This window comes from Mycobacteroides franklinii (assembly GCF_001853795.1).
GTDB classification, from domain to species: domain Bacteria; phylum Actinomycetota; class Actinomycetes; order Mycobacteriales; family Mycobacteriaceae; genus Mycobacterium; species Mycobacterium franklinii.
Genome location: NZ_MLIK01000004.1, coordinates 1,198,857 through 1,221,270 on the forward strand (window position 1 = coordinate 1,198,857; position 22,414 = coordinate 1,221,270).

The 22,414-nt window shown below is 64.6% G+C and carries 18 protein-coding genes and 1 pseudogene; 8 read left to right on the forward strand and 11 right to left on the reverse strand.

The window, feature by feature from the left end; translation table 11 throughout:
- The first annotated feature begins 86 nt into the window (after nt 1–86).
- From BKG76_RS06325 to BKG76_RS06335, 3 genes are all read left to right on the forward strand, one after another.
- A complete protein-coding gene (locus tag BKG76_RS06325) occupies nt 87–710 on the forward strand; it encodes a TetR/AcrR family transcriptional regulator (protein WP_070936694.1) in 624 nt (207 codons plus the stop codon).
- The gene (locus tag BKG76_RS06330) at nt 707–2,128 is read left to right on the forward strand and encodes an amidase (protein ID WP_070936695.1); all 1,422 of its coding nucleotides are present in this window, start codon (nt 707–709) and stop codon (nt 2,126–2,128) included. Before BKG76_RS06325 ends, BKG76_RS06330 begins: the two co-directional genes overlap by 4 nt.
- Nucleotides 2,129–2,224: 96 nt before the next feature.
- Nucleotides 2,225–4,222 carry an esterase/lipase family protein gene (locus tag BKG76_RS06335; RefSeq protein WP_070936696.1) on the forward strand — a complete coding sequence of 666 codons (1,998 nt, stop codon included), beginning with the start codon at nt 2,225–2,227 and terminating at the stop codon, nt 4,220–4,222.
- 4 nt (nt 4,223–4,226) lie between these two features.
- Here the strand turns inward: BKG76_RS06335 and BKG76_RS06340 are convergent, their stop codons facing one another.
- Genes BKG76_RS06340 through BKG76_RS06355 form a run of 4 tightly spaced genes read right to left on the reverse strand, consistent with a single transcriptional unit; the run spans nt 4,227 to nt 9,362 of the window.
- A complete protein-coding gene (locus BKG76_RS06340; RefSeq protein WP_070936697.1) occupies nt 4,227–5,876 on the reverse strand; it encodes an ABC transporter ATP-binding protein in 1,650 nt (549 codons plus the stop codon).
- Nucleotides 5,873–6,814, reverse strand: a complete 942-nt coding sequence (locus BKG76_RS06345; protein ID WP_070936698.1) for an ABC transporter permease — start codon at nt 6,812–6,814, stop codon at nt 5,873–5,875. The genes BKG76_RS06340 and BKG76_RS06345 overlap by 4 nt, the downstream gene beginning before the upstream one ends.
- Nucleotides 6,814–7,839, reverse strand: a complete 1,026-nt coding sequence (locus BKG76_RS06350) for an ABC transporter permease (protein WP_070936699.1) — start codon at nt 7,837–7,839, stop codon at nt 6,814–6,816. The genes BKG76_RS06345 and BKG76_RS06350 overlap by 1 nt, the downstream gene beginning before the upstream one ends.
- Nucleotides 7,836–9,362 carry an ABC transporter substrate-binding protein gene (locus tag BKG76_RS06355; protein WP_070936917.1) on the reverse strand — a complete coding sequence of 509 codons (1,527 nt, stop codon included), beginning with the start codon at nt 9,360–9,362 and terminating at the stop codon, nt 7,836–7,838. Before BKG76_RS06355 ends, BKG76_RS06350 begins: the two co-directional genes overlap by 4 nt.
- Nucleotides 9,363–9,601: 239 nt before the next feature.
- On the opposite strand from BKG76_RS06355, the gene BKG76_RS06360 reads away from it, so the two are divergent.
- Nucleotides 9,602–10,582, forward strand: a complete 981-nt coding sequence (locus BKG76_RS06360) for an NAD-dependent epimerase/dehydratase family protein (protein ID WP_070936700.1) — start codon at nt 9,602–9,604, stop codon at nt 10,580–10,582.
- On the opposite strand, the gene BKG76_RS06365 is transcribed toward BKG76_RS06360, so the two are convergent.
- Nucleotides 10,579–11,469 carry an SDR family NAD(P)-dependent oxidoreductase gene (locus BKG76_RS06365; protein WP_070936701.1) on the reverse strand — a complete coding sequence of 297 codons (891 nt, stop codon included), beginning with the start codon at nt 11,467–11,469 and terminating at the stop codon, nt 10,579–10,581. The genes BKG76_RS06360 and BKG76_RS06365 overlap by 4 nt on opposite strands.
- 72 nt (nt 11,470–11,541) lie before the next feature.
- On the opposite strand from BKG76_RS06365, the gene BKG76_RS06370 reads away from it, so the two are divergent.
- The 3 genes from BKG76_RS06370 to BKG76_RS06380 all read left to right on the forward strand — a co-directional run bounded on the left by BKG76_RS06370 (nt 11,542) and on the right by BKG76_RS06380 (nt 13,680).
- Nucleotides 11,542–12,009 (forward strand): MarR family winged helix-turn-helix transcriptional regulator, encoded by a 468-nt coding sequence (locus BKG76_RS06370; RefSeq protein WP_070936702.1) that lies wholly within the window; start codon nt 11,542–11,544, stop codon nt 12,007–12,009.
- Between the two features lie 55 nt (nt 12,010–12,064).
- Entirely contained in the window at nt 12,065–13,078 is a 1,014-nt protein-coding gene (locus tag BKG76_RS06375; protein ID WP_070936703.1) for an AraC family transcriptional regulator, read from the forward strand.
- Between the two features lie 74 nt (nt 13,079–13,152).
- Nucleotides 13,153–13,680 carry a hypothetical protein gene (locus tag BKG76_RS06380; RefSeq protein WP_070936704.1) on the forward strand — a complete coding sequence of 176 codons (528 nt, stop codon included), beginning with the start codon at nt 13,153–13,155 and terminating at the stop codon, nt 13,678–13,680.
- Here BKG76_RS06380 and purF read toward each other — a convergent pair.
- Entirely contained in the window at nt 13,677–15,191 is a 1,515-nt protein-coding gene (purF, locus tag BKG76_RS06385; protein WP_070936705.1) for an amidophosphoribosyltransferase, read from the reverse strand. The two genes, BKG76_RS06380 and purF, sit on opposite strands and share 4 nt — an antisense overlap.
- Before the next feature lie 112 nt (nt 15,192–15,303).
- Here purF and BKG76_RS06390 point away from each other — a divergent pair, with 112 nt between their 5' ends.
- Nucleotides 15,304–16,620, forward strand: coding sequence for a DoxX family protein (locus BKG76_RS06390; RefSeq protein ID WP_070936706.1), 1,317 nt, complete (start codon nt 15,304–15,306; stop codon nt 16,618–16,620).
- Here BKG76_RS06390 and BKG76_RS06395 read toward each other — a convergent pair.
- The 5 genes and pseudogenes from BKG76_RS06395 to purL form a co-directional block, all read right to left on the reverse strand.
- Nucleotides 16,617–17,003: a sterol carrier family protein gene (locus BKG76_RS06395; RefSeq protein ID WP_070936707.1), complete on the reverse strand. Its 387-nt coding sequence runs from the start codon at nt 17,001–17,003 to the stop codon at nt 16,617–16,619. The genes BKG76_RS06390 and BKG76_RS06395 overlap by 4 nt on opposite strands.
- A gap of 32 nt (nt 17,004–17,035) precedes the next feature.
- On the reverse strand, nt 17,036–17,638 hold the full coding sequence (locus tag BKG76_RS06400) for a hypothetical protein (protein WP_070936708.1): 603 nt from the start codon (nt 17,636–17,638) through the stop codon (nt 17,036–17,038).
- Nucleotides 17,639–17,673: 35 nt separating this feature from the next.
- Nucleotides 17,674–18,317, reverse strand: a pseudogene (locus BKG76_RS06405) (Rv0804 family intramembrane glutamic endopeptidase).
- On the reverse strand, nt 18,314–20,116 hold the full coding sequence (locus BKG76_RS06410) for an alpha/beta hydrolase (protein ID WP_070936709.1): 1,803 nt from the start codon (nt 20,114–20,116) through the stop codon (nt 18,314–18,316). The pseudogene BKG76_RS06405 and the gene BKG76_RS06410 overlap by 4 nt, the downstream one beginning before the upstream one ends.
- Nucleotides 20,113–22,398, reverse strand: a complete 2,286-nt coding sequence (gene purL / locus BKG76_RS06415) for a phosphoribosylformylglycinamidine synthase subunit PurL (RefSeq protein WP_070936710.1) — start codon at nt 22,396–22,398, stop codon at nt 20,113–20,115. Before purL ends, BKG76_RS06410 begins: the two co-directional genes overlap by 4 nt.
- Nucleotides 22,399–22,414: the final 16 nt, after the last annotated feature.

The window sequence follows — 22,414 nt, forward strand, 5'->3', positions numbered from 1 at the left end:
ACCTCCTCAAGCGGGGACAGTAATCCACCGCACCCCCTTTTCATAGAGACTTCTATGAAAATTCTCCGCCCGCTAGCATCATCCGGATGAGCGAAGTGGTGGCCACGGGGCGGCGGGCGAATCGTCGCGGTCTGGCAACCCGCGAGAGCATGCTCGACGCCGCCCTGCGGGTACTTGCCACCGGCGACCCGGCGGCGGTATCGGCGAACAGGATCGCCAAGGAATGTGGCGCCACCTGGGGTGCCGTGAAGTATCAATTCGGCGATATCGACGGGCTGTGGGCCGCGGTGCTGCAGCGCACCGCCGAACGCCGTGGCGACCAACCCTGGCGCAACGACCCGACGGGCCCGCTGGTTCAACGGGTGAGCGCGATCGTCGAGACCCTGTTTCGGGGTTTGACGTCTCCGGACTCGCGGGCCATCGAGAACCTGCGCCGGGCGCTGCCGCCCGACTCCACGGAGCTCGAACGGATGTACCCCCACACGGCCGCTGAGCTGGCGTCGTGGAAGCATCGTTGGGCGCGGGCGTGCCAGCAGGCGTTCGACGGCCTGGAGGTGGATCCGGTCCGGGTGCGCGAGGTAGCGGCCTTCATCCCGGGCGCCATGCGCGGACTCGTATCGGAAAAACAGCTGGGTACCTATTCGGATCTGGAGGAGGCCCGCCGCGGGCTGACCAACGCGATCGTCGCCTACCTAGGAGGTCATGCATGACCCGCATCCACGCATTCACCGAGGACGCGCTGGGCGACCTGGATGCCACCGGGGTCGCCGAGCGAATCGCTTCCGGCGAGGTCACCGCGGCCGAATGCGCCGAGGCCGCCATCGTCCGGCTGGAGCGGGTCAATCCGGCACTCAATGCTGTGGAATTCAAGGACTTTCCCCGTGCGCGTGAACGCGCGCAGGCCGCGGAGGGTGCCGCCGCTTCCGGCGTCTTCGGCACGTTTCAGGGTGTACCCACCGCGACGAAATGCAATATCCACGTGGCGGGCATGCCGCTGACGGAAGGCTCTGCCGCCATCGCGCCGACGCTGCAGACCGTCGACGGGCCGTTCACACAACAGTTCCTCAGCACCGGGGTGGTGCCCATCGCGTCGACGACCATGCCCGAATACGGCTGGTCGGCCAGCACGGAACGCTCGGGTGGCTCGGTGACCCGCAATCCGTGGCACACGGACTTCTCCGCGGGCGGGTCCTCCGGCGGCTCGGCGGCATTGGTGGCCGCAGGCGTGGTGCCCATCGCGCACGGCAACGACGGCGGCGGCTCCATCCGGATTCCCGCGGCGGCCTGCGGGCTGGTGGGTCTAAAACCCAGCCGCGGAAGACTTTTGGGTGATCCGTCGAGCGGCTCGGCGCCGGTGAAGATCGTCGCCGATGGGGTGCTGGTACGCAGCGTCCGGGACTGTGCCCGGTTCTTCGAGGCCGCAGAATTGCACTACCGCAATCCGAAGCTGACACCGATCGGCCGCGTGGATCGCCCGGTGCAGCGCCGGCTACGCGTCGGCCTGTGCATGGACTCCCCCTTCACCCCGGCAACGGATCCCGCGACCCGGCAGGCGGTGAACTCGGCCGCGGAACTGCTTGAGTCCCTTGGCCACAGCGTCGAGCCCTACGCTCCGGCGGTGCTGCCCTCATTCAAGGTCGACTTCGAGGACTACTGGTCTTTCTTGGCGTTCGCCGTCGCCAAGGGCGGTCCCCGGTTGTTCGACGGGTTCGACGCCTCCCGGCTGGACCCGCTGACGCTCGGCCTCAGCCGCCGGTTTGTCAGGCGGTCGTACCGCACACCACTGTTCTTGGCCCGCCTGGCCGCGTCCGCCCGGGTGTACGAACGCGGATTCGGCACCGGTATCGATGCGGTGCTCACGCCGGTGCTCACCCACACCACGCCGCGCATCGGATATCTCACGCCGGATCAGGATCCGGAGGTGCTGCTGGACAAGCTCAGCACATACGTCGGATTCACCCCGGTACACAATGCCTCCGGCGCCCCGGCGATATCGCTGCCGCTCGGCGAAGATCCCGACGGTCTGCCCATCGGGGTCATGCTCAGCGGCCGGCGTGGCGACGAGCGGACCTTGCTTGAGCTCGCGTTGGAAATCGAGGAAGCGCAGCCGTTCTCGATGCTGGGCTAGCCCACGTCCGTGATGCCAATCACAAATCATCAGTGTTGCAACAAAATTAGGGCGCTCGACATGCGATCCACCGGCTGAGCACCTACCGTTTTGTGCATGCCGACGGCGTCGTACCGCGCACGCGGTGCCTCACGGAATCCCCTATCGCATCACCCCCGCGCAGCCAGGCTGCGAGTTCTCTTGGCCGCATCCCTGGTCACGTCATTGGTGGTCACCGACGGGGCGCCCGCGGCGCTCCACACCATCTCAGAGAGCCCCTTGTCTGCTCCGATCACGTTGACGGTGGACTCCGGGTACATTTCCCTGACCTCGGACTCGACACCGCTCGGGGCCGGGCCCGCCGCCTCTGATTCATCGCCCACCCTCACCATCACCCGGCGGGCCACTATCTCACTGAATCCGGGTGAGAACGGCCACGGTCTGGATGCGGTCATCAAGTCCGAATCCCTCGCCTCCCCTGCCGAAGCCGGCACACCAACACCGGGGAGCATCCCGGTCGTCCTGGTTCACGGAACTGCCGAGAACCAGAAGTACTGGGATGCGATGAAGACGAGTCTGCATGATGCGGGAATGAAGGCTTTCACCTTCGAGTACGGCCAGACGGGATTTCAGGGCCTCGTGGGCTCGATCGGACGACAGATCGGGCTGCGTGGCTTCGGCGATGTCGAGGTGTCCACACAACAGCTCGCCCACGAAGTCGCGACGGTCTTGGATCAAACCGGCGCCGGCAAAGTCGACCTCGTCGGCCATTCGCAGGGCGGCCTGCTGATCAAGAATTTCGTCGCACAGGACAAATCCGACAGGGTGGCCAATGTTGTCCAGTTAGCGCCCTCGAGTCACGGCACCACCTTCAGTGGACTCGCCGACATCATTGGCCCGGTGGGCAATTCGGTCGATATCAACGGCTGGAAACCCGTCAAAGACGTGATCTATTCGGCCGTCAGCACGCTGGGCTGGCCGTCCTTGTCGCAACAGACCGTGGGCAGCCGCTTTCTCGACAAGCTCGACAAGCTGCCGGACACCAAGCCCGGTGTCGACTACCTGGTGGTGAGCACCAAGAATGATGTCGTCGCCACCCCGTACAAGTCTCAATTCATCACAGCGGCACCGGGTTCCACTGCGGTCAACATCGAAGTGCATTCGCTGCCCGGGGTGCCGCGCGACGGGGTGGTCGATCACGGCCTGAACGGCGGGGAAGTCATCTCGGCCGTGACCGACTACCTCAAGTCGAGCCAGTCGGCGCAGCGCTCGGCCGATCAGATCAAGGCCAATCCCGGTACCACCCTCAGCAGGGATGGCAGCACCACGACCGTCTCCGAGGGCACCAAGGTGGTCGCGACCATCGAAGACCGGCCCGAATCTGCAAAGCAGAACGCCACCAAGCAATCTCAAGAGCCAATCGGCAAGGCTGCGACCGGCACCACGGTCACCACGCCTTCGGGAGCGACCCTCGAGGTCGCGGGACGCGATGTCACGTTGAAGCGCAACGGCCAGTCTGTCTCGATCAGCGAGACACACGGCGTGACGGTTGCCAACAACCCGGCCGAGCAGACACCGAGCGGCAAGACCTCCCCGCAGCCGGATCACCTCGCCAAAGCCACCGAGAGCCCGGTCACCAAAGCCTCTCCGGCGGCCGGTGAAACGAAGACAAAAGAGTCACCGGGCAAGCCCGATGTCGACAAGAAGCCCGCGGCACACGAGTCCAACACCATCACGCCGAAGATCGGTATCGGCGCCAACGGCATAGCCCACGACGGGAAAACCGCGGGGAGCAGGCTTTCCGACCATGCGGCCGGTCCGGCGGCCGAGTCGGGATCTACGAAGACCGAGAAGACACCGATGGCGACCAAGAAGAGCGGCGCGGCGGCCACAGACGCCTCGGCCACCGCGCATTCCGGCACCGAGAATTCCACCACGAACGGGAGTGCGAGCACCGGTTCGTCAGCCAGCGTTGGCGGACAACAGGCTTCCACACCGAGCGGGGCAAGCGACCACAAGCCGGGGCATCCGGATACCGGCTCGGCGTCGAGTTCCGGTGATCACAAGAAGGCCGCCGACGGACCGTCGCACGAGCACACCGCGGGTGCCTCCTAGCCGGTCATCTCGGCGTTGAGGAACGACGCGCCCGTTGTTCCACGGGGTCCGGCACGGGCACCGCGGCCACCAACGTCCGGGTGTATTCGGTCGATGGGTTGTGCAGAATCTCGCCCCGCGGACCCAGCTCTTCGAGGACGCCGTGGCGTAACACCGCCACCTCGTCGGCCAGTCGATCCACCACGGCAAGATCGTGACTGATGAACAGACAGGCGAATTGCCACTGGCGTTGCAATTCCTCGAACAAGTCCAGCACCGCCGCCTGCACCGATACATCGAGCGCACTGGTGGGCTCGTCGGCGACCAACAGGTCGGGACCCAACGCCAGCGCGCGCGCCAGGTTGGCCCGCTGCCGCTGCCCTCCCGAAAGCTCATGCGGATAGCGGTTTTCGGTCCCGGCCGGAAGTTGCACCGCGTTGATCAGCTCAGTTACCCGGGCGAAAATCTTGCTGCGGTCACCGTATCGATGCACCCACATGGGTTCGGCGATACAGTCACCCACCCGCATTTTCGGGTTCAGCGAGGTGGCCGGGTCCTGGAACACAAACCCGAACTTGGCGCGCAGCGGGCGCAGCTTACGCTGGCTCATACCCACGAGTTCCTGGCCGAGCACCCGCACTGATCCCGAGGCAGGCAGTTGCAGCGCCGCCACACAGCGGCCGATGGTCGACTTCCCCGAGCCCGACTCCCCCACCAGTCCAAGGGTTTTCCCCTTACCTATGCTGAAGCTCACATCGTCAACCGCGCGGAAGGATGCGCGGCCCAGCGGACCGGGGAATTCCACGACGAGGTCGGACACCTCCAGCACGGGCTCGGACGGCTCGTCACCCGCGGGTGCATGTTCGGGATCGCCCTGGCCCAGGTGCGGGACGGCGGCCAGCAACGCCCGCGTGTAGGGCTCGGCAGGTTCGGCGAAAAGCTGCTCCACCGGCGCGATTTCGACGACCCTGCCCTGTTTCATGACGACAACCCGGTCCGCGATATCGGCGACCACCCCCATGTTGTGGGTAATGAGCACGATCGCGCTGCCGATCCTGTCGCGCAGATCCCGCAGCAGCTCCAGGATTTCGGCTTGAACCGTTACGTCCAGCGCAGTGGTGGGCTCGTCGGCGATGATCACCTTCGGGTCGCATGCGATGGCGATGGCGATGACCACGCGTTGTTTCTGGCCGCCGGAGAGCTGATGCGGATAGCAGTCGTAGCGGCGCTCCGGGTCGGGCAGCTGCACGAGCTTGAGCAGCTCGATGACGCGCGCGCGGACCTGGACGCGGCTCAAGTCCGAATGCGCGCGGACCGCCTCGGCCACCTGGTATCCGATGGTGAACAAGGGATCCAGCGCGGCCCCGGGCTCCTGGAACACCATGGCGATGTCCTTACCGCGCATCGCCGTCAGCTCGCGGCCCGACAGTGTGGTGACATCGCGCCCACCGAGCAGGACCGAACCGGCGATGCGCGCGGTGTCCGGCAGCAGCCGAATCGCGGTACGTGAGGACACCGACTTACCCGAACCCGACTCCCCGACGACCGCCAACACCTCCCCCGGTTTCACATCGAAGGACACGTCTTCCACGGCGGCCACCGGACCGCCGTCTGTACTGAATGTCACCGACAGCGACCGGAACTCCAACGCGGCAGGCGTTTGTGTCTCACTCATGCGTCACCACGCCGGGTCCGCAACAGTGGATTGATGACCTCGTTGAGGCTCTCGCCCATCAGCGTCATACCGAGCACCACCAGGACGATGGCGGTACCGGGAAAGACTCCGGTCCACCAAATACCGTTGGCCACATCCGACAGCGCCTTGTTCAGGTCGTATCCCCATTCGGCGGCCTGGGTGGGCTCGATACCGAAGCCCAGGAAACCCAACCCGGCCAGCGTCAGAATGGCTTCCGCGCCGTTGAGGGTGACGATCACCGGTAGCGACGAGGTGACATTAGAAAGTATGTGCCGGAACAAGATTCGCGAAGTACTGGCGCCAGTGACCCGCGCGGCGTCGACGAATGGCTCCTGTTTGACGCCCACAGTGGCGTTGCGCACCACCCGGAAGTACTGCGGAACGAACACCGCCATGATAGCGACGGCTGCCGCGAAAATTCCTCCGCCGGTGCTGGATTGTCCTCCGGTGACGGCAACCGAGACCACGATGGCCAACAGCAGCGAGGGCATGGCGTACAAGGCGTCCATCACCAACACCAACGCACGGTCCAGCCAGCCGCCCAGGTATCCGGAGGTCAAACCCAGCACCACACCCACCGGCAGGGAAACCACCAGCGAGGTCAGGATGACCAGTAGCGCGGTGCGCGCACCGAACAGCACGCGCGAGAGCACGTCCTCACCGCGCACCGAGGTGCCGAACCAGTGCTCCCAAGAGGGAGCCTGCTGCCGCACAAAGTCGGTTCCGCCCACCCCGGTCTGCGAGAACCCATACGGCGCCAGGACGGGCGCCAGTATCGCCACCAGAATGAATCCCACGACGAGAACCAGACCCGCGACAAGAGTGAACCGCTGCAGTCCATGGGTGGAGCGCAGTAGCTCCGCCCCCGGTAGCCCGCGCAGCCGGCCTCCGAGGGACTGCCTGACCGATGCCGTCATCAAAACCTCACCCTCGGATCGATGAAGGCGACCACCACGTCGATGACAAAACTCATCACCGCGACGATGATCGCGATCACGGTGACGATGCCTTGCACCGCGACGAAGTCGCGCGCCGAAAGATAGTGCGCCAGCTGCGAGCCCAATCCGTTCCATTCGAAGGCCGTCTCGGTCAGCACGGCCCCGGCGAGCAGCATGGCGATCTGCATTCCCATCACCGTCACCACCGGGACCAGTGAGTTGCGAAACGCGTGCCGTCCCACCACAACTCGCTCCGGCAGCCCACGGGCACGGGCCGCGTCCACGTACCCCGCGCGCAGCGTCTGCAGGAGGTTGACGCGTACCAGCCGCAGGAATACGCCTGCCGTCAACAGCCCCAGGGCCAGCACCGGTAACACCAGATGCTTGAGCGCGTCCACGAAGTATCCGCTGTTGCCGTACAACACGGTGTCCACCAACAGCAGATGAGTGCGGTGCGGCATGGCATTCAGCGCGATTTCGGTGCCGACGGTGCTACGCCCCGAGGCCGGCAGCCACCCGAGTTTCACCGAGAAGAACAATTTGAGCAGAATCGCCACAAAGAACACCGGGGCGGCATAGAAGAACACCGCAGCCAGCCGCAGGAATACGTCGGTGAGCTTGTCACGATGCGTTGCGGCCAGCCGTCCCAACGGAATCCCCACCAGAAGCGCCACCAGGATGGCGCCGACCGCAAGCTCCAAGGTCGCCGCACCGTTGACCACGATGATGTCGGTGATCGATCGCTTGTCGGTCAGCGTGCGGCCGAAGTCGCCGCGCAGCACCCCGGTGAGGTACTCCCAATATTGGGTCCAGATCGGACGGTCGAAACCCGCCTCGGCCTTGCGTTTGGCGACCTCGGCGGGGGTCAGTCGACCACCGGCCTGGGCGGTGATGGGGTCGCCGATACCGCGCATGAGCACGAACACCAGCGTCATCAGGATCCACGCCGTCGGGATGATGAGCGCCAGGCGCACCCCGAGATAGCGCAGCAGCGTGGTGCTCATGCGGTACCACCGGCCTTCTTCAGCGGGGTGAACTGAAACTTGAACGAGGGGCCGAGTTTGATGCCGTCGACGTTCTTCACCGACACCGCTATTTGTTTCCCGGTGAGCAGCGGCAGCGTCGAAATGTAGTCGCGCGCCATCAGATCCTGGATCTGCCCGATGATGCGCAGACGCGTCGCGCGGTCCTGCTCGGTGGCTTCGGCGGTGATGAGTCGGGTGATGGTGCTGTTCTCGAAGTGGTTCACCAACATGTTGTCCGGCATGAAGAACGGTGTCAGATAGTTGTCCGGATCGGGGAAATCAGGGAACCAGCCGAACTGATAGACGGGGTACGAGTCCGATGACCGCCGCTCCTGGTAGGCAACCCATTCGGTGGACTGCAAGTCCACCTGGAATAGGCCGGACGACTCGAGCTGGCCTTTCACCGCCGCGTACTCCTCCGATGAGTTACCACCGTAATGATCCGGGTTGTACTGCAGGTTCAGCTGAACGGGGACAGCCACATTGGCATCGGCCAGGAACTTTCGGGCCAGTTCGCTATTGGGTTTGGCTCCATAGAGTGTCTTGAACGACTCCACGGCACCGGGCATCGAATCGGGCACCACCGAATAGGCAGGGGTGAAGGTGCCCTTGTATATGTTGCGAGACAGCGCCTCACGATCCACCAACGACGCGACAGCCTTGCGGATCGCCAGCTTCTGCGCGTCCGTGCCGCCCGGCATGGTCTTGAGATTGAAGACGATGTATCTGAGTTCCCCACCTGGCCCCTCGTGCACAGCCAGACGCGGATTGACTCGCAGGGTCTCGATGTCGTTGGGCGACAGGCTCCGGTAGGCAACATCGATCGCACGGTTCTCGATGTCGATCTTCAGGTTCTCGCCACCGGTGTAGTACTTGATACCGATCAGCTCCCATTGCGGCTTGCCCAGCCCGCCAACGTATGTGGGGTTCGCGCGCAGCCCAATCAGCTGGTTCTTGGAGTGTGAGGTGATGGTGTACGGCCCCGCGAATGGTTCGGCGCGCGCGATGGTGTCATCGTCCAACAAGCGGTCCGCGGGAAAGACCTCTTCATCGATGATGGGCCCGGCGTTGGTGGCCAGCACCTGGGGGAATGTCTGGTCGTTGGGCAGCTTGAGCCGAAAATCGACGGTGAGGTCGTCGGGCGTTTCGACGCGATCGAGGTTGGCCAACAGCGATTGCGGCCCGTTGGGGTCGTTGATCACACGCTCGCGGTCGTACGAGAACTTCACATCCGATGAGGTGAGTTCGTGTCCGTTGGCGAACACCAGACCGGGCTTGAGCATGCAGCTGTAGAGCGCGGGGTTTTTGAACCCACACGATGCGGCCAGGTCGGGTTTGAGTTCACCGGTCCCGGGGGTGAAGTTCATCAGGAAGGGATAGACCTGGTTCTCGACGAGGAAGGACCCGTTGTCGTAGGCACCGGCCGGGTCAAGCGTGGAAACCCGGTCCGTGGTGCCCACCGTGAGGTATTCGCCGTCGGTGGCCCCGGGTGGCCGGCCTATCCCACATCCGGCGACGAGCAGCGCGGATGCCGCCACAGCGAGTTTGCGCCAGCGCGGTTCTCGGTCTTCACGCGAGCGGCCCATCCGGAGAGTATGGCAACACTTGCCCCAACCCGCTGGGGTGCGATGCAATAGATGTCACAAGGCCAACCAAGCGAGCGTTAGGTAGGTTGGACGCGATGCCGTCGTCCGCACCAGCGCCTGACGGCTACGACACCCGAGCCATATAAGGGACAAAGATGAAGACTGCCGTCACCGGAGCCGCCGGCTTCATTGGTACCAACCTAGTCAATCTCCTGGTGGAGCACGGGCACGAAGTCGTCGCCATCGACCGCGCGGTGCCCAGCGCACCGGAGACCCGCGACGCCGTGACCTGGGTGTCCGGTGACGTTCTCGATCTGACCTCCATGACGAAGGCCCTCGAAGGTGTCGAGGTGGTTTATCACCTGGTGGCCGTCATCACCCTCAAGCACGAGGACGAGCTGTGCTGGCGCATCAATACCGAGGGCGCCCGCACTGTCGCGCAGGCCGCCCTCTCCGTCGGCGTGCGCCGCATGGTGCATTGCAGCTCAATCGATTCCTACTCCAACAGCGTGGCGGCTCTCGATGAGACCTCGCCGCGCTCGACGGGTGCCGACCTGCCTGTCTATCAGCGCTCCAAGTGGGGTGGCGAGGTAGCTGTGCGCGAGGTCATCGAGTCCGGCCTGGACGCCGTGATCGGCAACCCCACCGGTGTCTACGGCCCGGTTGATCTGGCCGCCCCCGCACCGCTGTCGCGTATCAACCAGCTGCTGTTCGACAGCGCCCGTGGGCGGCTACCGGCAATGGTCGCCAGCCAGTACGACCTGGTCGATGCTCGCGATGTCGCGCTCGGCCTGTACCTGGCGGGCGAGAAGGGACGCACCGGCGAGAACTATCTGCTCGGCGGGCACATGGGCAGCCTGTTGCACGTGTGTCGTCTGGCCGCGCAGCATGTCGGCAAGCGCGGTCCGCTGTTCGCGCTGCCCATGGGTCTACTCAACGCCGCGATTCCGGTCATCGAACCGGTCGGCAAGCTGCTGAAGAACGATGCGCTGAGTCGCGCCGCATTCAACAAGCTGACCGTGTCACCCACTGCGAACATCACCAAGGCACGCACCGAGCTGGGCTATGACCCGCGGTCCACCGAGACCACGGTCAACGAATTCGTGGACTTTCTCGTCAGCTCGGGCCGGCTCTAGATACCGACCATCGCGGCGCTGTCACTCCACAACTCGTCGGCAGCCTTTTCGTCCCGCGCCAGAGGTGCGGGATCCGGAAAGGTCAGCTGTCCCTTCACCAGTGACGCGTACAGGCGGCCGGCGGGCGGTTTCACCGCACCAATCGACAAATCCGCCAACGCCTTTCCCGCGGTTTCGATTCGGCCGGGATAGAACGCGGGTCGCACCGTCGAGACCAGGCGCAGGATCGGCCGGAATACCCCGGTGATCACGCGCCCCGATAGCGACGCTCCTGCCAGGTTGGTCCCCAGGGTCAGGCCTGGGTTGTAGGCCACCACGTCGATCCGCCGGCGCGCGACCCCATCCGACGCGGCGAAGGATTGCGCGGTCAACAGATTGCACAGCTTTGACGACGCATAGGCCCGAAGTCCCGCGGAGCGTCCGCCCATCTCGGGGTGGGCAAGCAATGCCGGGTCCAGCGAGCGTGGCGCGAACGGGATGATCGCCGGGTCGTGGGTGTCGCTCGTGGTGATCACCAGACGACCTCCGTCGGCAAGGCTGGGCAGGAGCAGCCGCGCCATAAGGTAATGAGCCAGGTGGTTGACCGCGAAGGTCGTCTCGAAACCATCGACGGTCCGATGGTTGGTGTCGCGGAACTGGATTCCCGCATTGAGTACCAACACATCAATCGGAACGTTGCCAAGCTCCCGCTTGGCCTCCTCTGCGAACTCCCTGACGCTGTCCAACGAGGCCAGGTCCAGCGGCAGCACCTGGGCGCCGGGGACATCTCGACCAGACCCTCGCGCACCCACGATCAGGCGCGTATTGGGGCGTTCAGCAAGGAGTTTGGCGGCATACGCGCCAAGTCCGGCGGTTGCACCGGTCATGACGATGGTGGATTCGGTCACGATAACCTTCCGCGAGGTCTAGGATGGTGGGTAACGTACCAACAGTAATATTATCAATTGTTAAGATTGGCTATGTCAAGCACAACAGCACGAGAACTACTCTTCACCCTGCTCAAGGTGTCGAAGGCGGCCACGCAATGGACCAAGTCGAACATCCCCACCAATGGCGGCATGACCGTGCCGCGTGCGGCGGTGCTTGTCGGCCTGTCCACCCGCACCGAGCCCGCCGGAATGAGCGAGCTCGGCGAACATCTCGGCATGTCCCCGCGGAACATGACGGTGCTGATTGACGGCCTGGAGAAGGAAAACCTGGTCCGCAGGGTGCCCCATGAACGGGACCGAAGGATTACTTGCGTCGAAATCACGGACGCAGGAAAGGAAATCACCAAGGTGGAGCTCCGCCCCTCGGAGCTGGTGTCTGCCGCGCTTTTCGACGACCTCCCCGCCAGGGAACAGGCCGAGCTCCTACGTCTACTCACCAAGGTGGCAGAATCCTTGCGCGCACGCGGGATTGACATACCGCATTACCGCGGTAGTTGAAACTGGCAATAATCTATACCAAGATCACCTCTCGAATCTTGATTCAGGAGGTGACGTGGAGCTGCTGTCCATCCCGCCGCATTGGGGTGCCCTGGCGACGGAATTGGCGCAGCGGCAAGGCATGGACGCGGCCAAAATGCTGATGGATGCGCAGGTTTCGCCTCGGTTCCTTGCTGGTGAACCCGTGGCAATCAGCCCCGAACAGGTTCGCGTCGTTACCTGCGAAGTTCTGGCCCGTACGGGTGACCTGTCATTCGGCACCAGCCCGGCGCCCGTCCCACCCGAGACCCTGCAGGTCCTGATGTTCAGCCTCGCGACGTCGGAGACCACCGGTGCGGCTTTTGCCCGCTGGGCAGCGTTCCGCGACGCGATGCCCTTGGTACCGAGCATGACGGCGGTCAGATCTGGTGACTTCGCCACCGTGGCACTGGAGGCCTCGACACTCACGTTGCCCGACGCCACGTTCACGGTGTGGGCTCTGGCCCTCGTCGTCCGCATCTGGAGTTGGTTGACCATGCGGTCAATCCGGGTGGAGCGAATTCTTCTCCCCCAGGCACAGCCGGACGGGCGGGCCGATCACAGCAACGTGTTCAAGGCGCCGATCGAGTTCGGTAATGACTCGGCCGCGATAATTCTGGACGCCAAGCTCCTCGATGTTCCGATTCTTCGCACCGAAGAGGAGATCACCTCCCTTTTGGAACGCCCGGAGCAGATCTGGTTCGACGTGCACGGCTATCACCAGCAGTTGCCCAACCGTGTGGAACGAATCATCGAATCAAGCATTGGGCAGGGGATTCCCACCGTGAGCGATATCGCGAGTGCACTGAACATGGCACCGTCGGCGCTCCAGCGTTCGCTTCGCAGCGAGTTCGGCACCTCCATCCGGCAGATCCGGGACTCGACGCTGCACGCGGAGGCCATCAGAAGTCTTGCCGGCGGATCGGAATCGCTCAATGACCTATCGCTTCGTCTCGGCTTTTCGGAGTTGAGCGCATTCACTCGCGCCTTCCGGCGGTGGACGGGCGCAACGCCGGCTCAGTATCGAGACGGCGCACGTTCGGTCAAGTAATTCGCCCAATTCGGTCATCGCACGTTCACCCTCAATCACATAGCCTCGGGCCAACAACACCTGAGGGGGGAAGTTTGCTATCGGCTGAACGGCGCTTTCAGTTCCCCCGCAGCCTCGAGGAAATCTCTTCTGTAGCCGACTTTGAGCTGCCCTCAGCGGACGACATAGAACCGGGTAATCACGCACCCCGCGTCTTCGCCGACACAGCTCGTCGACTCGATGCGCTCGCCGTCGGCGATACATTCACCACGCAGATCGGAATCGCCGGTCTGATGACGCCGATCGAATGGGTGATCGTCGAAATCACCCACACAACAAGACTTCTCGCCTCCCGACGGGGCCGCTACCAGGTTGCGTCGCACAGATTGCAGGGCGCGAGCGCCACTGTCGTACTCAACGTCTACGAAACGGAGCCGTGGGTCATCGCGGAGCTGTTCGTACTGATCGACGAAGTGATCTTGACCGGAGAACTTCAGCGGTCCTTCATGACCGCGCTCGAGGACACGATCGACACACAAGTAGAACTCATCAAGGCAGACTTCCCGCGACTGCGGGACGTGGTCGTCGACGAGAAGTACCCGCCGCCGGGGCCAGACCGCTAGCGCGTCTGGACGGATTCGGAACTGTCGCTGGAGGTCTCCCGGGCGGTGGCCGCAAGCATGTTCTCGACCACATTCTTGCCGAGCGCCGCTTCCTTGGGCAGCTCGATCGGGTAGTTGCCGTCAAAGCACGCGCAGCACAACCGCGAGCGGGGTTCCGTGGTGGCCGCCACCATTCCTTCCGCCGAGATATAGCCCAGGCTGTCGGCACCGATCGCGGTACGCACGCCGTCGAGCATCTCGTCGTCGGATTCCACCGCGTTCGCGATAAGTTCTGCCGGAGAAGCAAAGTCGATGCCGTAGAAGCATGGCCAGCGCACCGGCGGTGAAGCGATGCGCACGTGCACCTCGGCTGCCCCGGCCTCGCGCAGCATCCGCACCAACGCGCGCTGGGTATTGCCGCGGACGATCGAATCGTCCACCACCACGAGGCGCTTGCCGCGGATGACCTCACGAAGAGGGTTGAGTTTCAAGCGGATACCGAGCTGACGGATGGTCTGCGACGGCTGAATGAAGGTGCGGCCCACGTAGGCGTTCTTCATCAGTCCCTGTCCGTACGGGATGCCCGAGCCCTGTGCGTACCCGACGGCGGCGGGGATGCCGGACTCGGGAACACCGATCACCAAGTCGGCATCCACCGAATGTTCGGCGGCAAGCCGGCGACCGATCTCGACGCGGGTGGAGTGCACAGAGCGGCCGTCCAGCATGCTGTCGGGCCGGGCCAGATACACGTACTCGAAGACGCAGGTCTTGGGCGTGGCATTGGCGAACCGGCTGGAGCGCACCCCGTCGGCGTCGATGGCAAGCAACTCGCCGGGCTCGATGTCCCGAACGAACGAGGCGCCGACGATGTCCAGGGCCGCGGTCTCCGAGGCGACTACCCAACCGGTGTCGAGACGACCCAGGCACAACGGGCGCACCCCGTGCGGATCGCGCGCTGCGTAGAGCGTGTTCTCATCGGCGAAGACCAGGCAAAAAGCGCCGCGGACGGTGGGCAGCAGCGCCATCGCGGCCTGCTCGATGGTGGCGTCGGCGGCGCCGTGCGCCAACAACGCGCCCATGATGTCCGAATCGGTGGTGGCCATGCCCGGGGCCTTCGAGTTGATCAAACCGGCGTCGCGCGCACGCTCGGTGAGCTCGGCAGTGTTGACCAGGTTCCCGTTGTGTCCCAATGCGATTCCGGTACCGGCAGCAGTGGTCCGGAATACCGGCTGAGCGTTCTCCCAGGTGACTGAGCCGGTGGTGGAGTAGCGGCAATGCCCGACAGCCACATGCCCCCGCATGGCCGCCAGAGTCTGCTCATCGAAAACCTGGCTGACCAGTCCCAAATCCTTGAACACCACGATCTGCGAGCCATCCGCGACGGCGATGCCCGCGGCTTCCTGGCCACGATGTTGCAGCGCGTACAGGCCGTAATAGGTGAGTTTTGCTACCTCTTCGCCGGGCGCCCAGACTCCGAACACGCCACATTCTTCGCGAGGGTCATTTTCCAGCTCGATCGGCTGTGCGGTCACGGTGCGGCTCCCTGGCTGCGTCCTGCGTGGGCTTGGGTGACCGCCCCAGTCTACGGGGAAGGTTGCTGATCGCGGAATCGGCCGGGCCGGTCGCATCAGTACCATCACAAAAGTGACCCAGGCCACTACATCATGGCGCCCGCTGACACGCGTCGCATTCCGGTTCTGCGTCGTCTACTTCGGCCTCTTCTGTCTGCTGTTGACGCAGATCCCCTTCGCATTGCTGGGTGTTGTGGGCCGGGTGATCGGTGGCCAGTTCGCCCTGTCGGCGATGTCGCTACTGAACCCGATCACGGGCTGGGTAGGCCGAACCCTGTTCGGGGTGGACGCCGTCCTGCACGAGGACTCTGGGAGCGGGGACCAGGCCGCCATCTGGGTGCTGGTGTTCTGCATTCTGGTCGTCGCGATTGTGGCGACGGCGGTGTGGACGGTGCTCGATCGCCGCACCTCGTACCCGCGGCTGCTGGCCTGGTTCACGCTGTTCCTGCGGATGTGCCTGGGCGGGCAGATGCTCTTCTACGGCTTCGCCAAACTCATCCCCACTCAGATGCCGGAGCCGACGCTGGCTCAGCTGCTACAGCCATACGGCACGTTGAGCCCGGCCTCGGTGCTGTGGCTGCAGGTGGGCAGCTCTCATCCCTATGAGATGGCGTTGGGCGCGGTGGAGGTCATCGCCGGGCTACTGCTGTTCGTGCCCCGGACGGCGGTGCTGGGTTCGGTGCTGAGCCTGGCGAGCATGGCCCAGGTCTTCCTGATGAACATGACGTTCGACGTTCCCGTCAAACTCTTGTCATTACACCTATTACTGCTGAGCGTGGTCCTGCTCACCCCTTACCTGGGACGGCTCCTGAATGTCTTTGTGCGACAACGTGCGAGCGAACCCTTGACGCAACCACCGCTGTTCACCGACAACCGCAGAAATCGCGCCGCGGCCTGGGGCCAGGTGGCCATCGGCATCTGGGTGGCGCTGGGTGGCGTCTACGACGGGTGGGCGACCTGGCATGAGTACGGAGGCGGCAGCCCCAAGTCCGAGCTGTACGGCATCTGGTCGGTGCAGGCATTCTTCGTCGACGGAACGTACGTCCCACCATTGGCTACCGATGAGAATCGCTGGCAAACAATCATTTTCGACAAGCCCGGGACGGCGACATACCAGCACATGAACGGCAACCTTGTGATAGCCCTCGCAGAGTTCCACGATGGCCACCTGCTGCTCATGAATACCTCGGACACCTCCGGCGGAAAGATCGGCGGGAAAGCGCCTTTCGCCGACCTGACCTATAGCCAGCCGAACGTCGACTCTCTGATGCTGGGCGGAACGATGTACCACGCGCCCGTAACGATCATGCTGAAACGGGTGGATCCGAACAGCTTGCCGCTGCGCAGCCGAGGATTCCACTGGGTGCAGGAGTATCCGTTCTTCCGCTAGCCAAGCGGCACCAGCGGCAGCCATTCGGCGATCTCGGCGGCACGCGATCCGGACACGGTGACGGCCCTGTCGGCGACTGCCTGCTCCACGGTCAGCAGCCCCGTCGCAAGCAACAGCCAGGTACGCGGGGTGGTCTCCACCACATTGGGCGGGGTTCCCCGGGTATGTCGCGGACCCGAGATGCACTGCACCGCAACGAACGGCGGCACCCGCACCTCCACGGATGCGCCGGGCGCATCGGCCGCGAGGGTTCGCGCGGTGAACCGGACGGCGTCCGCCAGGGCACCACGCGCCGGCTCCGGCGCCTGCTTGTCACGCAACCATTCGGCCACCGCAAGCACGGCAGCCCGGGTCGAGGCGGCATCCGGTGCGCGAGCTGGCATGTCCGCCAGCCTATCTGGCCGAGTCCGGGGCCCTATGCCCCGCCGCAGATTCCCGAGTCTCGAATGGTGTTGCCGTAGACGGTCGCTGTCGCGATGTTTGCGTTGATCACCCCGGATGGCAACTGCTGCTTGATCTTGTCGCTGATCTGGGTGAACTGGAACCACAGGTGATAGAACGAGTCACCGTTGTAGAGCGGCGAATACTGGCTCTGATCCGGGTAGTTGGTGATGTACAGCGCATGCACCCGCGGATCCAGGAACGCCGCCGATTGATCCAGGTTGGCGGTCACCACATTGCCAACGGTGTCCGAACCCGAGGCCGCCCAGACGTCGTGGTGATCACGCAGATAGTTCTGGAATCCATACACCGAACCCATCAGGGTGTCGTACTGCGCGTTGAACCACTGGCAGGAATCCCGCAGTGCGGTGAACTGCTCATCGTTCGCCCGGTTCTGCCACATGTTGTAGGGGAATACCGAGGTGTCCGGCGCCCAGTCCGATGGGTGCGGCACGAATACAGGCAACGAGGCGCCCTGCCCGGCATCAGCGCCCGCGGGTGCGGCCAGTGCTAGTCCGGCGGCGATGGTCATTCCTGCCAGCGCTGCACCGGCTCTGTTCATCCACTTCGAGGCCATCTGTGCAGTATTCCGTCGAATGTCCACTTTTGGTATCAGTTGCTCGCACTTTCTCGCCCTAGCCGACATTCGGCCGAGCCAGGCACAGGGTTGCCACCGCACCGGCCTCGTTGAGCGCCAGGTGCGCCAGCATCGGCGCAGCCACGCTGCCCGATCGCTCGCGCAGCCAGCCCAACAGCCCACCGAACAACCCGGTGACCAGCACCGTCGCCACGATGGGGTCTTCCACGGCGCGCGCGGGCCGAACATGAGCCAGCCCGAAGGCCAGCGCCTGCACCACACCACCCAGCCTGCCCCCGAAGGCTTCGACGGCGATCGGCTGCAGCACCCCACGGAACGCGAGCTCTTCGGACCACACCGTGCCCACCGGAATGTGCAACCCGAGCCACGCCGCGGGATGAAGCCCGATATCGCGCTCCCGCATCGAGGCGCGCACCGGCTTCAGCACGGGTGAGGCACCGACCGCGACGGCGATGGTCGATGCGACGACGCCACCGAGACGCAGACCCGCCCTCAGCTGGGGCCGCCGAAGCCCGAGAGGGGTGCCGGCCGCCACCGCCAGCGCCGTGCTCGCGCCCGCCCCGATCAGGGGGCGCCAGCGCTGCGGAACCCGCTCCAGTACCGCCGGCCACCCCACCAGCGCGATAGACAGAGCAAGTGCCCGGACGCGAGAGGTCACGTGTCGGGGCCGTCGAGCGACGCGGTGTCGTCGAGTGCCTTCCGGATGCGTTCGGTGTCCTGCGCGGTCCAACCGTCCGGCGGAGCGATCGCGGCCCAGCCGTTGACCGATGAGATGCCGTAGTTGTGGCCGTGCCCGTCGGGCACTCCGACAGCGTTGGCCAGATCGGCGGCCACCTGCCAGAAGGTGACGATGGGATACCAGCGCATGGCGACAGACCGGTCCCCCACCGGCGCCTCCTTGAGCCAATCCGGTTGGCTGAACAGCAGATCGGTGGACCACCAGGTCACCGGGTCCGACGGATGCTGCACAAACAGCACCCGCGGCTTCTGCCACGGCGGTTTGGCAAGGGCGTCGATATCGGGGCCTATCGCGAAACGCGCGGTGAATCCGCTGTCGTACACCGGCAGCGCTTCCAACGTGCCCCGGTCACGCTTGGACACCAGCTCGTTCCAGATATGGCTGAAGTTCGGCGGACCGGTCCACAACACACCGTCGACACCGGCGGCACGTATGTCACCGAGACCATCGAATGCGCCTTGCCCCGCAAAAGATCCCAAGCTTTCGCCGTAGATGAGAAGCTTGGGGCGATGCCCCTCGGGCTGCTGAGCCCAGCGCTTCTGGACGCTGTCGACCAACAGCTTGCCCGAAGCCAGGGCCTTCTCTTTGTCGGCCAGGAACGAGATCCAGCTGGGCAGGAACGAGTACTGAGTGGCCACGATCGCGGTATCGCCGTTGTACATAAGCTCGATACCGCGGGCGGCAGCGGGCGTTACCCAGCCGGTGCCGGTGGTCGGCACGATCACCAATACCTTGCGCTCGAATGCCTTGGTGCGCTCCAATTCCCGCACCAGGATGTCGGCCCGGCCCTCGGCGGTATCGGCAGTCTCCAGCCCCGCGTACACCCGGATGGGCTCCTTGGCCGGGCGACCGTTCACCCTGGAGAGCACATCGGCGTGCAAACCACCGGAGACGAAGTTGCGCCCCTCATATCCGAGGCTCTCCCAGGAGGACAGCGATGCCGGACTGCCGGACCGCTCGGGTTGGATCGGCTGGGTGACTCCGGCGCGTGTGGTGTCGTTGTGCGGGCCGAACGAGGCGTTGGCGGCGGAGAAGAATCCGCGCACCAAAACACCGTTGAACAACATGATCGCCAGCACCGCAACGATGGCAGTGCCGATGAGCAGCGATACTTCCTGGCTCAGCCGCAGGCGGCGGATGAGGAACCGGGCCAGCAACCGAACCAGGTCACGCAATATCCGGGATACCGAAATAAACAGGGCACCAACGGCAATCGAGACGAGAAAGGACTTCGAGTATTCCATCGTCGTCGGCCCCTGGGTGTCCATGAGCGCGGCGATCTGGCGCTGCCACCGAGCAGCGGGCACGATCATCGCCAGCGAGCACACCGCCCCGAGGACCACCACTCCGAGCTTTACGGTCACCATCACCCGGTCGCGCAGCGGCCACCATTTCTGGTGGCCAAGCCAAAAACGCAGCACCAGTTTGGAGAGAGCGACACCGATGCCGTAGCCGATGGCCGCGGTGGCACCACCGATAAGCCCCTGGAACAGCCAGGTGCGGGGCATCAGCGACGGCGTCAGCGACAGGCAGAAGAACAAGGCCCCGAAGGCGATTCCGCAGAAATCCAGCCGCAGCAGATTCCATGCCCAGGCCACCAAGGGGTGCCGGTGCTCGAGTTGCTCCTCTAGTTCCTGGAATGCCAGCCAACTGCGGCCGATCCAATCATCGGGATCGACGGTGCTCGTTGTAACCGGGACTCCAGGAGTCTCGCTCATCCGAACAATCCGGGCAGCACGCCCTCGTGAACCTCACGTAGCTCCGCCAGCGTAACCGAGAATTGTCCCTGCACCTCAACGGAATCCGAACCCTGATCGACGACGCCGATGCGCACGGCGGGGAGTTGCCGCGCCTCACACATCGACATGAATCTGCTCTCTTCGGTACGCGGGACGGCGACCAGCACGCGCCCGGCGGATTCGGAGAACAACGCCACGAACGGATCGGCTCCTTCCGGAAGCAGGATCCGGCAACCAGTTTCACCGGCCAGTGCCGACTCGATGACGGCTTGGATGAGCCCGCCCTCGGACAGATCGTGCGCGGCGGACACCAGCCCGTCCCGCGAGGCGGCGGTGAGAACCTGCGCCAGCAGCTGCTCGCGGGCCAGGTCGACCTTCGGCGGTGTGCCACCGAGATGATCGTGTGCCACCTGGGCCCAGATGGAGCCGTCGAACTCGTCGGCGGTGTCACCCAGCAGAATCAGCGTTTCCCCGGGCTCGGTCCCGAATCCCGTGGGGATGCGCCGATTTACATCGTCGATCACACCCAAGACGCCGACCACCGGAGTGGGCAGAATGGGGGTGGTACCGGTCTGGTTGTAGAAGCTGACGTTGCCACCGGTGACCGGAATGCCCAGCGTCACACAGCCATCGGCGAGGCCGCGGACCGCTTCGGAGAACTGCCACATGACGCCCGGATCCTCCGGGGAGCCGAAGTTCAGACAGTTGGTCACCGCGACCGGAGTCGCGCCGGAGGCCGCCACATTGCGGTACGCCTCGGCGAGTGCCAGCTGCGCACCGCGGTACGGATCCAGCACCGTGTACCGACCAGAAGCGTCGGTGGCCAACGCGATTCCGCGCCCGGTCTGCTCATCCACCCGGATCACGCCGGAGTCGGCGTGTTCGGCGAGCACGGTGTTTCCGCGCACATATCGGTCGTACTGCTCGGTGATGAACGCGCGGCTGCACAGGTGCGGGCTGCCGATCATGTCCAGCAGCGTCTGTCGCAGCTCGGCGGCGGTGGCCGGACGCGCCAATCCCGCTGCACTGTCAGCGATCAACGCATCCTGGGTGTCGGGGCGAGCCACCGGACGCTGATAGACGGGGCCTTCGTGCGCGACGGTCCGCGGCGGCACGTCGACGACAGTCTCGCCGTGCCAGGTGATCCGCAGCCGGTCACCCTCGGTGACCTCACCGATGACGGTGGCCAATACATCCCACTTGCGGCACACCGCCATGAAGGCCTCGACGTTCTCCGGGGTCACCACGGCGCACATGCGCTCCTGGGACTCGCTGGAGAGCACCTCGGCCGGTGTCATACCAGTCGCCCGCAGCGGCACCTTGTCCAAGTCGATGTGCATGCCACCGTCACCGGCTGAGGCAAGTTCTGATGTCGCGCAGGACAGTCCGGCACCACCGAGGTCCTGAATGCCGACCACCAGATGCGCCGCATACAGCTCCAGGCAGCATTCGATGAGCACCTTCTCGGTGAACGGATCACCCACCTGCACGCTGGGCAGCTTCTTACGCGAGGCGCCGTCGGCCTCGTCCCCACCGAACGTCTCCGAGGCCAAAACCGAAACCCCACCGATACCGTCGAGCCCGGTGCGTGCGCCGAACAGGATGATCTTGTTACCGGCGCCGGAAGCGAAGGCAAGATGCAGATCTTCCTTGCGCAGCACCCCGGCGCACAGCGCGTTCACCAACGGGTTGCCGGCATACGAGGCGTCGAACACCGTCTCGCCGCCGATGTTCGGCAGACCCAGCGAGTTTCCGTAGCCGCCGATACCGCGCACCACGCCGTCGAACACGCGACGGGTGTCGGGGGCGTCGGCCGCACCGAAACGCAGCTGATCCATGACGGCGATCGGCCGGGCACCCATGGCCATGATGTCGCGCACGATGCCGCCCACGCCCGTCGCGGCGCCCTGATAGGGCTCGACATACGACGGGTGGTTATGCGACTCAACCTTGAAGGTGACCGCCCATCCGTCACCGATATCCACGACACCGGCGTTCTCCCCGATGCCGGCCAGCATTGCCGAGCGCATCTCCTCGGTGGTGGTCTCCCCGAAGTAGCGCAGGTGCACCTTGGAGGACTTGTAGGAGCAGTGCTCGCTCCACATCACCGAGTACATGGCCAGCTCGGCGTCGGTGGGACGGCGACCGAGGATCTCGCGAATGCGCGCGTACTCGTCGTCCTTGAGCCCTAGTTCAGCGAATGGCTGCGGGTGATCGGGAGTGGATGCTGCGTTATCGACCGAGTCAACCCGTGAAGTCACGACAAGATTCTATATG

Excerpts from the sequence above, each read along its gene's own strand:
- BKG76_RS06325 (WP_070936694.1), top strand. The coding sequence starts at position 87 with ATGAGCGAAGTGGTGGCCACGGGGCGGCGGGCGAATCGTCGCGGTCTG.
- BKG76_RS06330 (WP_070936695.1), top strand. The coding sequence starts at position 707 with ATGACCCGCATCCACGCATTCACCGAGGACGCGCTGGGCGACCTGGAT.
- BKG76_RS06335 (WP_070936696.1), top strand. The coding sequence starts at position 2,225 with ATGCCGACGGCGTCGTACCGCGCACGCGGTGCCTCACGGAATCCCCTA.
- BKG76_RS06340 (WP_070936697.1), bottom strand. The coding sequence starts at position 5,876 with ATGAGTGAGACACAAACGCCTGCCGCGTTGGAGTTCCGGTCGCTGTCG.
- BKG76_RS06345 (WP_070936698.1), bottom strand. The coding sequence starts at position 6,814 with ATGACGGCATCGGTCAGGCAGTCCCTCGGAGGCCGGCTGCGCGGGCTA.
- BKG76_RS06350 (WP_070936699.1), bottom strand. The coding sequence starts at position 7,839 with ATGAGCACCACGCTGCTGCGCTATCTCGGGGTGCGCCTGGCGCTCATC.
- BKG76_RS06360 (WP_070936700.1), top strand. The coding sequence starts at position 9,602 with ATGAAGACTGCCGTCACCGGAGCCGCCGGCTTCATTGGTACCAACCTA.
- BKG76_RS06370 (WP_070936702.1), top strand. The coding sequence starts at position 11,542 with ATGTCAAGCACAACAGCACGAGAACTACTCTTCACCCTGCTCAAGGTG.
- BKG76_RS06395 (WP_070936707.1), bottom strand. The coding sequence starts at position 17,003 with ATGCCAGCTCGCGCACCGGATGCCGCCTCGACCCGGGCTGCCGTGCTT.
- BKG76_RS06400 (WP_070936708.1), bottom strand. The coding sequence starts at position 17,638 with ATGGCCTCGAAGTGGATGAACAGAGCCGGTGCAGCGCTGGCAGGAATG.
- BKG76_RS06410 (WP_070936709.1), bottom strand. The coding sequence starts at position 20,116 with ATGAGCGAGACTCCTGGAGTCCCGGTTACAACGAGCACCGTCGATCCC.